The organism is Micromonospora sp. CNZ280, assembly GCF_011759515.1.
The window spans coordinates 751,635-766,337 of the sequence record NZ_JAAOYP010000002.1; the positions used below are offsets into that span (position 1 = coordinate 751,635).

The following is a 14,703-nucleotide window of genomic DNA, read 5'->3' on the forward strand; positions in this document are numbered from 1 at the left end:
GGCCGGCTCCGCCGGCCGGCATGATGTCAAGTGAGGAGAGAACCATGAGCTATGCGATGACGATCCGAGTGTCCGCCGGCTTCGCCCCGACCCTGGAGCGCGTCCGCGCGGCGCTGAAGGAGCAGGGCTTCGGGGTGCTGACCGAGATCGACCTGCGGTCGACGCTGCGCGAGAAGCTCGGGGTGGATCTGGCGGAGTACGTCATCCTGGGCGCCTGCAACCCTCCCCTGGCGCACCGCGCGGTGCAGGCGGACCCGGGCATCGGGCTTCTCCTGCCGTGCAACGTCGTCGTCCGCGCCGACGGACCGGACAGCACCCTGGTGCAGGCCATGGACCCGCAGGTGATGGTGCAGCTCAGCGACGCCTCCGGGTTGCCGACGGTCGCGGACGAGGCCGCCACGCGGCTGCGGGCGGCGCTGGACGCCGTGTCGCGCTGACGCCCGGCGGGGTGCGGGCCGAGGCCCGCACCCCGCCGAGGGCCGGGTCAGCGGCCGGCCGCGCTCGCGGCCAGCTTCGCCCGCACCTCGTCCATGTCGAGGTCGCGGACGGCCTGGATCACCTGCTCCAGCGCGGCCGCCGGCAGGGCGCCAGGCTGGGCGAAGACCAGGACGCCGTCCCGGAACGCCATCAGCGTCGGGATGGACCGGATCTGGGCTGCCGCGGCGAGGCCCTGCTCGGCCTCGGTGTCGACCTTGCCGAACACGATGTCCGGGTGCTTCTCGCTGGCCTTTTCGAAGACCGGCGCGAAGCTGCGGCAGGGTCCGCACCAACTGGCCCAGAAGTCGACCAGGACGATCCCGTCCCGGCTCACGATCTCCTCGAAGTCGGTCGCGGTCAATGCCACGCTCGCCATGTCCCACCTCCGTGTCTCGACGGCGTTCTCCAGCCCGGGCAACATACCCCAGGGGGTATATATTCCCGATGGCCGCGCACGCCGCCGAGAGGAATGCGCGGGCGGGCACCATGGGTTACGGTCGATGCAATACCCCCAGGGGTATATGGAGAGAAGGAGGGACCATGCGAGAGGTGAACCTGGCGGACTTCGCCGCCGCGCACGCCGCGGGCGCCGTCGTGGTGGATGTCCGCGAGCCGTTCGAGTACGTCGAGGGTCATGTGCCGGGCGCCCGGTCGGTGCCGCTGGCCCAACTGCCTGCGGCAGTCGGGGACCTTCCCCGCAGCCGCCCGGTGTATGTCATCTGCGCCAGCGGCAACCGCAGCCTGACCGCCGCGCAGTTCCTGGCCCGTGCCGGCTTCGACGCCCGTTCCGTCGGCGGCGGCACCGGCGGGTGGATCCGCAGCGGCCGTCCGGTGGTGACCGGGGTGGAGGCGTGAGGCGAAGGGTCGCCGGCCGGGCCGCTTGATCTGACAGACCTGGGCGCGGAGTCCCGGAAGGGCGGGACCTTCGGCCCAGAGAATACCCCCGTGGGTATGCGCTATTGTTGGGTGCATCGCCGGTCATCACTGCGAAGGAGTTCAGCACCATGTTGTTCACCCAGTACTACCTGGACTGCCTGTCCCAGGCGTCGTACCTCGTCGCCGACGACACCACCGGACGTGCGGTGCTCGTCGACCCGCGTCGGGACATCGACGAATACCTGACCGACGCGCGGGCGCACGGCCTGACCATCGAAGGGGTCGTCAACACCCACTTCCACGCCGACTTCCTCGCCGGCCACCTCGAGGTCGCCGCGGCCACCGGCGCCTGGATCGGCTACGGACACCGGGCCGAGACCGAGTACCCGAGCCGCAAGCTGCACGACGGCGACCGGATCAGCCTCGGTGACGTGACCCTGGAGATCATGGAGACCCCTGGCCACACGCCGGAATCCATCAGCATCCTGGTCTACGAGCGTGCCGACGACGCCGTGCCGTACGGCGTGCTGACCGGCGACGCCCTGTTCATCGGCGACGTCGGCCGGCCGGACCTGCTCGCCTCGCTCGGCGTCACCGCCGACGAGCTGGGCCGCATGCTCTACGACAGCGTGCAGCGCAAGCTCATGGGCCTGCCCGACGAGGTACGGGTCTTCCCCGCACACGGCGCGGGATCCGCCTGCGGCAAGAACCTCTCCACCGAGCGGCAGTCCACCATCGGCGAGCAGCGCCGCACCAACTACGCCTGCGCCCCGATGAGCGAGGAGCAGTTCCTCGCGCTGGTCACCGGCGGGCAGCCGGCCGCGCCCGGCTACTTCGCGTTCGACGCGGTACTCAACCGCAAGGCTCGCGAACTGTTCGACCACAGCAAGGCCCCCCGGCCGCTCAGCGCCGCGGAGTTCGCCGGGGCCCGGGCCGAGGGTGCGGTGGTCATCGACGCCCGCGACCCGCAGGAGTTCGCCGCCGGCCACGTGCGGGGGGCGATCAACGTCCCCGCCGACGGCCGGTTCGCCGAGACCGCGGGCAGCGTCGTCGCGCCGGACCGCAAGGTGCTCGTGGTCGCCCCGCAGGACCGCGAGGAGGAGATCGTCGTACGCCTCGCCCGGATCGGTTTCGACCAGGTCGTCGGCTACCTGCGCGAGCCCGAAGGGGCCTTCCTGGAGATGGTCGCCGACATGGCGCGGGCCAGCCGGCTCACCGCCAACGACCTGCGCGCGGCCCTCGACACCCCCGAGCCGCCGGTGGTGCTCGACGTCCGCAACGCCGGCGAGCGGGAGCAGGGCGCCATCGACGGCTCGCTGCACATCCCGGTCGCGGAGCTGCCCCGGCGCCTCGACGAGGTGCCGACCGACCGCCCGGTCGTCGTGCACTGCGCCGGCGGGTACCGCTCCTCCGTCGCTGCCAGCCTGCTCCGCAACGCGGGCCGGACCGACGTCTCCGACCTGCTCGGCGGGTACGGCGCCTGGCAGACGCTGCACGCCGGCGTCTGACCGCCCGGCGGGACAACCGGGAATGTGGGTGACCGAGGGCGCCGGCCCTCGGTCACCCGTCCGTACCGGCTGAGGAGAAGAAGGAGCAGAGATCTGCGGACGCCGGCGGGATACCGGGGAACGGAGTCAGGCTGCGGCCGGTCAGTGCGCGTGGGCTTGAACGCCTGCGGCTGGCTTCACGGCCGGCACGATGAGCAGTGCCAGGACAGCGGAGGCCACGGCCACGATCGCGGCGAAGGTGAAGCCACGGGCGAAGCCGATGCTGCCGCTGCCGGAGATGCTCGCCGCCGCGATACTGGAGACCACGGCGACGCCGAGGGCGGCGCCGAACTCGTGGAAGGTGCTGAGCAGACCCGACACGATTCCTGCCTCGTGATGGGCGACCTGTCCCAGCGCGGTCGTGGAGGCGGCGACGAAGGCGGCGCCGATTCCCGCCGCGCCGGCGCTGATCCCGGCCACCACCACAGCCGAACCGTCCCAGAACGCGGGTACCGCGGTGCCGAGGGCCGCGATCGCGAGACCTGTCATCGCGACGGGCCGGGCGCCGAGGCGGCCAACGACATGACCGGCGGCCTGCGCACCGACGATGGTCGCCACGGCGACCGGCAGGAACAGCAGCCCGGTCCGCAGCGCGCCGTAGCCCTTGTGGTGCTGCAGGTAGAACGAGCCGAGGAAGAACACGGCGATCATCAACGCGGTCGCCACCAGGATCAGGAACGTGCCACCGGCGACCGACCGACGGGCCAGGATCCGCAGGTCCATCAGCGGCGACCGCACGGTGCGTTGCACGACGGCGAAGAGGACGTACAGGAGGACCGCACCGGCCAGGGTCCCAAGGGTCGCGGCGCTCAACCAGGCCCGGTCGCCGGCGTTGATCAGTGCGTAGATCGCCGTGCCCGTCGCGGCCGTGACGAGGATGGTGCCCGGAACATCCAGGCGCGCCCGCGTTGCGTGCGGCAGCTCCGCCGGCAGCATCCGAGCCAGCGCCACCAGCACGACCAGGCCGATGGGCACGTTGATGTAGAACACCCACTGCCAGCCGGGCCCGGCGGTCAGGACACCACCGAGCAGGACACCGATCGCCGACCCGCCACCGCCCAGCGCCGACCAGATGCCGAGCGCCTTGTTGCGCTCGTCTCCGTGGAAGATCCTCGCCACCACGGACAGCGCCGCGGGGGACAGCATCGCGGCACCGACGCCCTGCGCCACGCGACCGCCGATCAGCATCCCGGCCTCGGTGGCCAGACCGGTGACCAGGGACGCGGCGGTGAACACGAGCAGGCCGAGCAGCACCACGCGCCGGGAACCGAACAGGTCCGCCGCCCGCCCGCCGAGCAGCATCAGGCCGCCGAACATCAACGTGTAGGCGCTGACCACCCAGGTGAGCGTGTCGCGTTGCAGGCCGAGGTCCGCGCCGATGTGCGGAAGTGCGATCGCCACAACGGTGACGTCCAGGATGAGCATGAACTGAGCGACGCCGAGCAGTGCCAGCAGGCGCCAGCGGCGGGGGTCGGTGGCGGTGTTTTCCGGTTGGTCGACGGCCTGAACGGTCACGGCGTCGCCTCCAATTCGAACAGCAGTGTTTGACTTGTGTCGGGTACAGTAACTCGTACAACGCTGTTCAACAACGGGAGTTTGCGTGACGGGTCCGATGCCAGCGAGGTCGCCGGTCAGGCGAGCGGACGCGCAGCGCAACATCGCGGCGATACTCGAGGCCGCGGTGAACGCCCTGAGCCGCAACCCGGATGCCAGCGTCAGCGAGATCGCGAAGGCGGCCGGCGTCGGACGGGTCACCCTCTACGGTCACTTCCCGAACCGGGACGACCTCGTCGAGGCCGCGCTCGCCAGCGCCATCCGACAGGGCCACGCCGCACTCGATGCGGTCGACCTGACCGGCGACACCCGGCAGGCGCTCAGCCGGCTGATCCACTCCAGCTGGCAACTGGTCAACCGGTCCCGCTCACTCCTGCTCGCCGCCCAGGGAGTCCTTCCACCCGGCCGGATCCGCGACCTGCACGCCGGCCCGGTCGAACGCGTCGAAGGCCTCGTGGAGCGCGGCCAGGAGGAAGGGGTGTTCCGCCGCGACCTGTCCACGTCATGGCTGGTCGGCGTGATGCACAGTGTCATGCACAACGCCGCCGACGAGATCAACGCCGGGCGCCTCGACCCTGACCGGGCCGCGGCGTTCATCACAGCGACCGTCCTGGCCGCCTTCACGCCGCCCGGAGGTCGCGTTCCCAGCTGAGCACGCATGGGGCCGGGCGGTGCGGCGGGCGTATGCCGGACTCCTCCCTCGTCGGCCACCTCTGGCGTAGCTCGCGGAGAAGCTTGCGGCGAGCGGCCCGAGCGCAGCCGGACGGCGTCCCACCCTGCGCGATGGCGCACCAGGTGGGACGCCGAACCGGCTCAACCGGCGTCGGACTACCGCACGCCCTGGTCGTGCGGGACGGTGACGGTGACGCTGCAGCCGACCGGTCGGCCGATCTCGTCGTGGCCGCCGTACGTCAGCGTGTAGACCCGGTCCCCGCCGTTGCCGGCCCGTTCCGCCCGCAGCCTGCCCGCGGTGTCCGCCGTGCCCGTGGTGAAGTCGCTGACGTCCGCGGCATCGCCACCGGTCACGCTGGTGAGGGCGAACGCGTTCGGACCGAGCACGCCGTCACGCAGGTCCACGGTAACGGCCACGTCGACCAGTTCGTGGTTCGGCGGCCACAGGACCGGCCGGTCCACGGAACAGTCCAGCTGCCGCCGCGGCACCGGCTCGGGCAGCGTGGCGACCGCGTGGCCGATCGTCGCGGTGAGCCGCCCGCCGGCCTCGTAGTACATGTGCATGGTGCGTCCGTCGACGTAGAACGTCGGTGCGGCCGACCGGCCCAGGTCGGGTGCGGCGCTCATCGAGTCGTGCACCACGCCGAGGTGGATCTCCTGGTCGAAGTCCTCCCCCACGTCGACGGCGTGCATGTTGCCGTCGGCGGCGTGGAAGATCACCAGGTTGCGGCCGTTCCAGCGCAGGAAGAACGGTCCGGAGGCGTTGGGCCCCTCGACGCCCTGCGGGGTCACGATCGGTTCGGGCTGAATGGCCCAGGTCCGCGCGTCGCTGGAGACCGCCCAGCGGATCCGGCGGGACACCGGGCCGGTCGGTCCGGGCGGCGCCGCCGTGGGATTGTCCATGAAGACCATCAGGTAGCGGGTGCCCAGGCGCGGTACGGATTGCTCGAACACCCGGGCGTACGAGGTCTCGCCACCGGTCGTCCCGTCCCGGGCGACCGCCGTCCCACCGTAGCTGAAGTGGATGCCGTCGTCGGAGGTGGCATAGCGGGTGATCGAGTTCTCGCCGTGGTAGTAGAGGAACAGCTTGCGCTCGCCCTCCACCCAGACCGCGTGCGGGGAGGACACGTGGCTGACGGTCGAGTAGTGCGGCAGCCACGTGTTGCTGATCAGCGGGTTGGCCTGATGTTCGGTCCAGGGGCCGTCGATCGAGTCGGCGTAGGCGAGGGCGATCCCGCCGGGCCGCTCGTGCGGGGCGTAGTACATGTAGTACGTCCCCAGCGGGTTCGGGAAGTAGTCGGCGGCCCGGATGACACTCGGAAAGATGAACTCGTTCGTCGGGTTGTAGCCGAGGGTGCTCTTGTCGAAGGCGGTCCCCGCGTAGGTGAACCGCGGGAAGTCGACGGCCGGGTCGGCGGTGGCCGGCGCGGCACCGGCCAGGGTGGCGACGAGCAGGCCGGCGCCGGTCGCCGCCGTGACGGCGCGCCGGGGTACTGAGACAGGTGCTCTCGTCATGCGTCTTCCTCTTCGGTCGGATCGGTCGAACGCTGGACTGTCCTGGTCGGATGGTCGGAGCCGGTCCCCGGGCGCACGACGCCGGCGGCCGGGCCAGCGGCTGATCGTTCCGCCACGGCCGCCGATCGACACACGGTGACGCTGGGTAAGGATGCGCGAGGGCTCGACCGTCGACCGTCCGACAGGTCCACGGTGCTAATACGTATTAGCATCTATGTTTCTCGAATGTTGCGGGCTCGGACGGCGTCCTGTCAAGAGGCGGCACCGTCCACCTTGCCACTCACCCGTCGGTCAGCCGGGCCAGCCGGCGGGGCCCCGCCATGGCGGGGCTAATGCGCATTACTCCAGGGACTTCAGCTAGCCGAAATCTCGCCCCACCCTCTTGACACCGGCGCGAGCGCAGGCCAGGCTCCTTGCCAACCCCGAGCGCTAATACGCATTAGCCCACCGGAAGGACCCGTCGTGGCCACTCCCCCCAGACGCGTCACCCAGCGTGACATCGCCCGCTTGGCGGGTGTCAGTCAGGCGACGGTGTCCCTGGTGCTCAACAACCGGGCCGACGCCGAGGTCCGGATCGCTCCGGAGACCCGCGACCGGGTGCTGCGGGCGATCGCCGAGACCGGGTACGCCGCGGACCCGGTGGCCCGCCGGCTCGCCGCCCGGTTCAACCGGATCATCGGTGTCTTCACCTACGAGCCCGCGTTCCCCAGCGGCAGCCGGGACTTCTTCCATCCGTTCCTGCTCGGCATCGAGGAGTACGCCGAGCGCGTCGGCTGCGACCTGCTGCTGTTCACCAGCGCACCCGTCGTCGAGGGCCGGCGACGCATCTTCCACCAGGACAACCGGTTGCGCCTGGCCGACGGGTGCATCCTGCTCGGACGCGAGATCGACGGCGCGGAGCTGCTGCGGCTCAACCGCGACGGGTACCCGTACGTCGCCGTGGGTCGCCGCGACGACGCCGGCGGGCCGGTCCCCTACGTCGGCGCGGACTACGCCACGGCGGTGAGCCGGCTCGTCGAGCTGGCGCTGCGCCGCGGCCACCGGCGCCTCGCCTACCTGAGCATGGGCGGCACCGCGGAGTCCTCCGAGGACCGCCGCCGCGGGTTCGACGTCGCCGTGTCGACCGCGGAGAACGCCCGCCAGTTGACGGCGACCGCACGGGACGCCGACAGCGTCCTCGACGACCTGCTCGCCGACGGGACGACCGTCGCCCTCGTGGAGGACTTCGCCACCGCCGTGGCGCTCGAGTCGGCCACCCGGCGGCGCGGGCTGACCGTGCCGGGCGGCCTGTCGGTCATCACCCTCGGCGACCCGACGGTGCCGGTTCCCACCGACATCGCGTTCACCGGGTTCCGCATTCCCCGCGAGGAGATGGGCCGGCAGGCCGTCGAGGTGTTGCGGGGCGTCATCGACGGCAGCGCCACCGGCGTGCAGCAACGACTCCTCCCCTGCGAACTCGTCGAGGGCGACACCCTCGGCACCCCCGATCCGGCGGTCGACCGCCGCTGAGGCGGTCGGGCCGCTCAACTGGAAGGAAGCAAGTGGTACAGATGCGTGCGGACGTCCTCGTCGTCGGGGGCGGACTGGGCGGCGTGGCCGCCGCGCTCGCCGCGGCCCGGGTCGGCCGGTCCGTCATCCTGACCGAGGAGTTCGACTGGCTCGGCGGGCAGCTCACCAGCCAGGCCGTCCCGCCGGACGAGCACTCCTGGATCGAGCAGTTCGGGGCCACCGCCAGCTACCGCGCCCTGCGCAACGGCATCCGCGACTACTACCGCCGCTACTACCCGCTGACCGAGCGCTCCCGCTCCTGGACCGACCTCAACCCGGGTGCCGGCTGGGTGAGCCGGATCTGCCACGAGCCCCGGGTGGCCGTCGCCGTCCTCGAGCAGATGCTCGCCCCGTACCGCGGGGCCGGCCGGTTGACCGTGCTCCAGCCGTACCGGCCGGTGGCCGCGGAGACCGACGGGGACCGGGTCACCGGGGTCACGCTGGCCCACCGGGACCGCGACGACCGGATCGACGTCACCGCGCCGTACGTCCTGGACGCCACCGAGACCGGCGAGCTGCTGCCGCTGACCGGCACCGAGTACGTCACCGGGTTCGAGTCGCAGGCGCAGACCGGGGAGCCGAGCGCACCCGCCGCGGCGCAGCCGATGAACATGCAGGCAGTCTCGGTCTGCTTCGCGATCGACCACGTCGACGGCGACCACACCATCGACCGTCCGGCGGGCTACGACTTCTGGCGGGACTACAAGCCGGACTTCTGGGGTGACCGGCTGCTGTCCTGGCGGTCGCCGCATCCGCGCACCCTGGAGATCGTCGAGCGTAGCTTCACCCCCAACCCGGACGACGACCCGCTGAGCGTCAACGCCGACCAGCGGCTCAACCCCGGCGACGGCAACCTGTGGACGTTCCGGCGGATCGCGGCCCGGCGCAACTTCACCGACGGGTCGTACGGCAGCGACATCACCCTGGTGAACTGGCCGATGATCGACTACTTCGAGGGTCCGGTCATCGACGTGCCGAACGCCTCCTGGCACCTGGCCAAGGCCCGGGAGCTGTCGTACTCGGTGCTGTACTGGCTGCAGACGGAGGCGCCGCGGCCGGACGGCGGCACCGGCTTCCCGGGGCTGCGCCTGCGCGGTGACGTGACCGGCAGCCGGGACGGCCTGGCGCAGGCGCCGTACATCCGCGAGTCCCGCCGCATCCGGGCCGAGTACACGGTCGTGGAGCAGGACCTCTCGCTGGCCGTACGGGGCGACCACGGCGCCGTCCGGTACCCCGACTCGATCGGGGTGGGGATGTACCGCATCGACCTGCACCCGTCGACCGGCGGAGACAACTACATCGACGTCGGCTCCTGCCCGTTCGAGATCCCGCTCGGCGCGCTGATCCCGCAGCGGATGGAGAACCTGCTGCCGGCCGGCAAGAACATCGGCACCACGCACATCACCAACGGCAGCTACCGGCTGCACCCGGTCGAGTGGAACGTCGGCGAGGTAGCCGGTCTGCTCGCCGACTTCTGTCTGGCGCGGGGCGAGTCCCCGCGCGCGGTCCGCGGCACCCCCCGCCTGCTGGCCGAATTCACCGACCGTGTCTCGGCCGCCGGCGTCGAACGCCGCTGGCCGCGGATCGCGGGCTACTGAACCCCGGTGAGGAGAAGGATATGAGAACAGGAAAGGGCCTACGCGTTGTCGCCGCGGCGCTGACCGGCGCCCTCGCCCTGTCCGCCTGCGGCGGCGGCGAGGCCGAGGAGAAGGGCCCGGCCAGCCTCCGGGTGACCGTCTGGTCGGCCAACGAGGCGCACCTGAAGCTGTTCAACGAGATCGCCGACGAGTACCGCAAGAGCCACCCCGACGTCGCCGAGATCAAGTTCGACCCGCTGCCGTTCGAGAACTACACCACGACGCTGACCACCCAGATCGCCGGCGGCAACGCCCCCGACCTGGCCTGGGTGTTCGAGAACTCCGCCCCCGACTTCGTCGCCTCGGGCGCGCTGCTGCCGCTGGACGAGACCCTCAAGAAGGCCGAGGGCTACCAGTACGACGACATCTCCCCGGCCACCCTGAAGCTCTGGCAGCACGACGGGAAGCTGTACGCGTACCCGTTCTCCACCTCGCCGTTCGGGGTCTTCGTCAACAACGACCTGCTGAAGCAGGCCGGCCAGAAGACCCCGGCCGAGCTCATCGCCGCCGGCCAGTGGACCTGGGACGCCGCACTGGCCGCCGCCGGCGCCACCCAGACCGCCACCGGCAAGGCCGGCCTGGTCATCCGCGACTTCGACTACAAGGGCTGGGACAACCTCTCCACCTTCTGGACCGGCTGGGGCGCGCGGGCCTGGAGCGAGGACGGCAAATCCTGTGGCTTCGCCAGCCCGGAGATGGCCGACGCGATGACCACCCTGCACAAGGCGATCTTCACCACGAAGGCGCTGCCCGGCCCGGGCACGACCGCAGACTTCTTCGCCGGTGACGCCGCCATGACGGTCACCCAGATCTCCCGCGCCTCGCTGCTGAAGGACGACGGCTTCGCCTGGGACCTGGTGCCCCTGCCGGCCGGGCCGAAGGGGCCGTACGCGGTGGTCGGGCAGGCCGGCATCGGGGTGATGAAGCGGAGCCCGCACGCCGAGGTCGCCGCCGACTTCCTCGCGTTCCTGACCAACCCCACCAACTCGGCCAAGCTGGCCCAGTTCTTCCCGCCGCCGCGCCAGTCCCAGCTGACCGCGGAGACGCTGGCCAAGACGAACCCGAAGCTCAAGCCGGAGCAGTTGCAGAAGGTCGTCATCGACGGCATCACCAGCGGCGTCGTCAAGCCGAGCCACGCCGGGCAGGCCGAGATCAGCCAGCAGGTCCGCGCCGGGCTGGACCCGCTGTGGAAGCCGGACGCGGACGTCAAGGCCGTCCTGGACGGGGTCTGCGCCAAGATCCAGCCGCTGCTCGCGAAGTAAGGAACCCGATGACCCGTACGGACACCAGGGTGGGCCCGGTCGAGGCCCGGCCCGCCCTGGTCCCGGCGCGGCCGTTCTGGACCAGCCGCCGCCGCGACCACCTCACCGGATACCTCTTCATCGCGCCGCAACTGATCGGCAGCGCGGTGTTCGTGATCCTGCCGCTGATCCTCGTCGTCTGGTACAGCCTGCACGAGTGGAACGTGCTCGCCGGCACGTTCGAGTTCGTCGGCACCGACAACTACGCGGCCCTGGCGGAGGACCCCAACCTCGGGTCGGTGCTGCGGGCCACCGGCCTGTTCTCCGTCGGCCTGGTGGTGTTCAACCTCGCCCTGGCGTTGCTGCTGGCGGTCCTGCTGCACCAGAAACTGCGCGGGACGATCGTGTTCCGCACCCTGTTCTTCTCCCCCGTCGTCGTGTCGCTGGTGGCCTGGACCATCGTGTGGGGCTTCCTGCTGCAGGACAACGGCGGGGTCAACGGGCTGCTCGACACGGTCGGGGTGGACGGCCCGAACTGGCTGCGCGGCGACGGCACCGCGATGCTGTCGGTCATCGTCGTGCAGGTCTTCAAGAACGTCGGCCTGAACATGGTGCTGTTCCTCGCCGCCCTCCAAGGCGTGCCCGGCGAGCTGTACGAGGCCGCCGAGGTGGACGGGGCCAGCCGGATGCGCCAGTTCTGGCGGATCACCGTACCGCTGATCAGCCCGACGATCCTGCTCACCTCGATCATCACCGTGGTCGGCTCGCTCCAGGTCTTCGCGCAGATCGCGGTGCTCACCCAGGGTGGTCCGGGCACCTCGACCACGGTGCTCGTCTACTACCTCTACCAGCAGGCCTTCCAGTTCCATCACTTCGGCTACGGCGCCACGCTGTCGATCGTGCTGTTCGCCATCGTGCTCGCGCTCACCGTGCTGCAGTGGCAGATGCGCAAGAGGTGGGTCTTCCATGAGTCGTGACCTGTCGCCGCGGACCAAGCTGGTGCTCCACGGGGTGCTGCTGGTCCTGGCGACCCCGTTCGTCTTCCCGACCTGGTGGATGGTCACCTCGTCGCTGAAGCCCGTGTCGGACATCTTCGCCTTCCCGCCGCAACTGCTGCCGGTCAACCCGCGGCTGGACGCGTACCAGCGGGTGTTCGAGTTGCAGCCGTTCGGCCAGCAGTACCTGAACAGCCTCTACATCGCCCTGGTGGTCACCGTCGGCACCCTGGCCGTGTCGGCCCTGGCCGGGTACGCCTTCGCGCGGATCCGGTTCCGCGGGCAGAACGTGCTGTTCCTGGTCGTCCTCGCCGGCCTGCTCATCCCGAGCGAGGTGACGATCGTGCCGCTGTTCCAGATGTTCTTCAGGCTCGGCCTGGTCAACACCCACTGGCCGCTGATCCTGGTGCCGATCCTCGGCGCACCGAGCGTGCTGGCGACCTTCATCATGCGGCAATTCTTCATCAGCCTCCCCGGCGAACTGGAGGAAGCGGCCCGGGTCGACGGGCTCGGCCGGTTCGCCACCTTCTGGAAGATCGCCCTGCCGCTGTCGCGGCCCGCGCTGGGCGCGGTCGCCATCTTCACCTTCCTGCACAGCTGGAACCTCTACCTGGAGCCGATCGTGTTCCTCTCCTCGCCGGAGAAGTTCACCCTGCCGCAGGCGCTCACCCAGTTCGTCGACGCCTACGGCGGCCCGATGTGGGACGTCCAGCTCGCCGCGGCCTCGATGACCGCGCTGCCGGTGCTGGTGGTCTTCGTCATCGCGCAGAAGCAGTTCGTCGAGGGCCTCGCACACACCGGTCTCAAGGGGTGAGCGAACCCGTGGTCGGCGTCGACATCGGCGGCACGAAGACCGCCGCGGCTCTGGTCGGACCGGGCGGGGCCGTGCTCGCCCGCCGCCAGGCGGCCACCCCCGCCCGGTCCGGGCCAGCTGCCGTCCTGGACACCGCCGCGCGGCTGGCCGCCGACCTCCTCGACGCCGCCGGCCCCGGACCGGTCGGGGTGGGCACCGCCGGCACTGTCGACCCGGCGACCGGCACCATCCGGTACGCCACCGACAGCCTGCCCGGCTGGACCGGCACCCCGGTCGTCAACGCCCTGGCCGGGCGGCTGGGTCGGCCCGTGCGGGTCACCAACGACGTGAACGCCGCCGCGCTGGGCGAATGCTGGGCCGGTGCCGCACGGGGCTGCCGCGACGTCCTGCTGGTCGCCGTCGGCACCGGGTTGGGCGGGGCGGTCGTCCGGGACGGCCGGGTCGAGGCCGGCGCCCGCGGCGCCGCCGGCGAGGTCGCGCACCTGCCGGCCCCGGGCGCCGAGCGGCTGCGCTGCGGGTGCGGCCGGTACGGGCACCTGGAGGCGATCGCCTCGGGCACCGGGCTGGCCGCCGCGTACGCCGGGCAGACGGGCTCGCCCGTCACCGGGCGGGCCGTGGCGGAACGGGCGGCCGCCGGGGACGTCGCCGCGCGGCGGGTGCTGGACCGGGCCGGCGCCGCCCTGGGTGCCGCCCTGGCCGGGCTGGTCACCCTGCTCGATCCCGAGGCGGTCCTGGTCGCCGGCGGCGCGGCCGAAGCCCTGCTGCCCGCCGCATCGACCGCCTACGCGGCCGAACTGCCGGCGGGCTGGGCCGACGTGCCGCTGCGGCCCGCCGCGCTCGGGGCCGACGCGGTAGTGGTCGGGGCCGCCCGGCTGGCCCTGGACGAAGCGGGACGAACGGAAGGACCAGACAGGTGAACGCCCTCGACGAGCTGGCCGGCGGGCTGGTGGTGTCCTGCCAGCCCCTGCCCGACGAGCCGGACGACCCGATGCGGGATCCGTACGTCCAGGCCCGGGTCGCTGCGTCGGTGGTACGCGGCGGCGCGGTCGCGGTCCGGGTCAACGGGCCGGACGACATCCGCGCTGTCCGCGCCATGGTCGGCGTGCCGGTGATCGGGCTGTACAAGCACGGCACGGACGGCGTCTTCATCACCCCGACGGCCGCCCACGCGGTCGAGGTGGCGCTGGCCGGGGCGCAAATCGTCGCGGTCGACGCCACGGACCGGCCGCGACCGGACGGACGGACCTTCGCCGACACCGTCCGGGCGGTCCGGGAGCGGACCGGCGCGCTGGTGCTCGCCGACGTCTCCACCGTCGCGGAGGGCGTCGCCGCCGTCGAGGCGGGCGCGGACGCCGTGGCGACCACGCTGTCCGGCTACACCGCGGCCAGTCCCCGGTCCGACCGGCCCGACCTCGAACTCCTGGCCCGACTGGTCACCCAGCTGCCGGTGCCGGTGCTCGCCGAAGGGCGGTACCGCACGACCGAGCAGATCCGCCGGGCGTTCGAGGCCGGCGCCCACGCGGTGGTGACGGGCAACGCCGTCACCTCGCCACTGTGGATCACCCGCCGGCTCGTACCGGCGACCCCCCGCGCGGGGAACGCCCCGGAGAACAGGGAGAGCAGATGAGGAGACGCACCCTCCTGGCCGCCGGCGCCGCCGGCCTGAGCGCCGCGACGACCGGCCGACCGGCGTCCGCCGCGGCGCGCGACCGGCAGCCGGCGGTGGCGCTGGTGCCCCTGGACGACCGCCCGGTCGAGCTGCCGTGGGACCGGCTCTTCGAGGTGACGCTGGAGCCCCGGCTGCGACTGTCCTGAGCGGACGGCCGC

The 14,703-nt window shown here is 71.8% G+C and carries 15 protein-coding genes; 12 read left to right on the forward strand and 3 right to left on the reverse strand.

Features of this window, described 5'->3' with window-relative positions; genetic code table 11:
• Nucleotides 1-44: 44 nt before the first annotated feature.
• Entirely contained in the window at nucleotides 45-437 is a 393-nt protein-coding gene (locus tag FHX32_RS18500) for a DUF302 domain-containing protein (RefSeq protein WP_167184491.1), read from the forward strand.
• 47 nt (nucleotides 438-484) lie between these two features.
• On the opposite strand, the gene trxA is transcribed toward FHX32_RS18500, so the two are convergent.
• Nucleotides 485-853, reverse strand: a complete 369-nt coding sequence (gene trxA, locus FHX32_RS18505; RefSeq protein ID WP_167184494.1) for a thioredoxin — start codon at nucleotides 851-853, stop codon at nucleotides 485-487.
• A gap of 164 nt (nucleotides 854-1,017) precedes the next feature.
• On the opposite strand from trxA, the gene FHX32_RS18510 reads away from it, so the two are divergent.
• Together FHX32_RS18510 and FHX32_RS18515 are read left to right on the forward strand one after the other, a co-directional pair.
• The gene (locus tag FHX32_RS18510) at nucleotides 1,018-1,332 is read left to right on the forward strand and encodes a rhodanese-like domain-containing protein (RefSeq protein WP_167184497.1); all 315 of its coding nucleotides are present in this window, start codon (nucleotides 1,018-1,020) and stop codon (nucleotides 1,330-1,332) included.
• A gap of 149 nt (nucleotides 1,333-1,481) precedes the next feature.
• A complete protein-coding gene (locus tag FHX32_RS18515; RefSeq protein WP_167184500.1) occupies nucleotides 1,482-2,861 on the forward strand; it encodes a rhodanese-like domain-containing protein in 1,380 nt (459 codons plus the stop codon).
• Between the two features lie 141 nt (nucleotides 2,862-3,002).
• On the opposite strand, the gene FHX32_RS18520 is transcribed toward FHX32_RS18515, so the two are convergent.
• The gene (locus FHX32_RS18520) at nucleotides 3,003-4,559 is read right to left on the reverse strand and encodes an MFS transporter (RefSeq protein ID WP_486481173.1); all 1,557 of its coding nucleotides are present in this window, start codon (nucleotides 4,557-4,559) and stop codon (nucleotides 3,003-3,005) included.
• Here FHX32_RS18520 and FHX32_RS18525 point away from each other — a divergent pair.
• Entirely contained in the window at nucleotides 4,513-5,106 is a 594-nt protein-coding gene (locus FHX32_RS18525) for a TetR/AcrR family transcriptional regulator (RefSeq protein ID WP_167184503.1), read from the forward strand. The two genes, FHX32_RS18520 and FHX32_RS18525, sit on opposite strands and share 47 nt — an antisense overlap.
• 176 nt (nucleotides 5,107-5,282) lie before the next feature.
• Here FHX32_RS18525 and FHX32_RS18530 read toward each other — a convergent pair whose 3' ends face one another.
• Complete coding sequence (locus tag FHX32_RS18530; protein WP_208418857.1) at nucleotides 5,283-6,641, reverse strand: glycoside hydrolase family protein; 1,359 nt, start codon at nucleotides 6,639-6,641, stop codon at nucleotides 5,283-5,285.
• Nucleotides 6,642-7,103: 462 nt separating this feature from the next.
• On the opposite strand from FHX32_RS18530, the gene FHX32_RS18535 reads away from it, so the two are divergent.
• The 8 genes from FHX32_RS18535 to FHX32_RS18570 are packed head-to-tail and all read left to right on the forward strand — an operon-like array spanning nucleotide 7,104 to nucleotide 14,691.
• Nucleotides 7,104-8,150: a LacI family DNA-binding transcriptional regulator gene (locus FHX32_RS18535; RefSeq protein WP_167184506.1), complete on the forward strand. Its 1,047-nt coding sequence runs from the start codon at nucleotides 7,104-7,106 to the stop codon at nucleotides 8,148-8,150.
• A 41-nt stretch (nucleotides 8,151-8,191) separates the two neighbouring features.
• The gene (locus FHX32_RS18540) at nucleotides 8,192-9,787 is read left to right on the forward strand and encodes an FAD-dependent oxidoreductase (protein WP_167184509.1); all 1,596 of its coding nucleotides are present in this window, start codon (nucleotides 8,192-8,194) and stop codon (nucleotides 9,785-9,787) included.
• A 20-nt stretch (nucleotides 9,788-9,807) separates the two neighbouring features.
• Entirely contained in the window at nucleotides 9,808-11,088 is a 1,281-nt protein-coding gene (locus tag FHX32_RS18545; RefSeq protein WP_167184512.1) for an ABC transporter substrate-binding protein, read from the forward strand.
• A gap of 8 nt (nucleotides 11,089-11,096) precedes the next feature.
• On the forward strand, nucleotides 11,097-12,044 hold the full coding sequence (locus FHX32_RS18550; protein ID WP_167184514.1) for a carbohydrate ABC transporter permease: 948 nt from the start codon (nucleotides 11,097-11,099) through the stop codon (nucleotides 12,042-12,044).
• Nucleotides 12,034-12,876: a carbohydrate ABC transporter permease gene (locus FHX32_RS18555; RefSeq protein WP_167184517.1), complete on the forward strand. Its 843-nt coding sequence runs from the start codon at nucleotides 12,034-12,036 to the stop codon at nucleotides 12,874-12,876. The genes FHX32_RS18550 and FHX32_RS18555 overlap by 11 nt, the downstream gene beginning before the upstream one ends.
• Nucleotides 12,873-13,793, forward strand: coding sequence for an ROK family protein (locus FHX32_RS18560; protein WP_167184520.1), 921 nt, complete (start codon nucleotides 12,873-12,875; stop codon nucleotides 13,791-13,793). Before FHX32_RS18555 ends, FHX32_RS18560 begins: the two co-directional genes overlap by 4 nt.
• Nucleotides 13,790-14,503 (forward strand): N-acetylmannosamine-6-phosphate 2-epimerase, encoded by a 714-nt coding sequence (locus tag FHX32_RS18565; protein ID WP_167184523.1) that lies wholly within the window; start codon nucleotides 13,790-13,792, stop codon nucleotides 14,501-14,503. The genes FHX32_RS18560 and FHX32_RS18565 overlap by 4 nt, the downstream gene beginning before the upstream one ends.
• On the forward strand, nucleotides 14,500-14,691 hold the full coding sequence (locus FHX32_RS18570) for a hypothetical protein (RefSeq protein WP_167184526.1): 192 nt from the start codon (nucleotides 14,500-14,502) through the stop codon (nucleotides 14,689-14,691). The genes FHX32_RS18565 and FHX32_RS18570 overlap by 4 nt, the downstream gene beginning before the upstream one ends.
• Nucleotides 14,692-14,703: the final 12 nt, after the last annotated feature.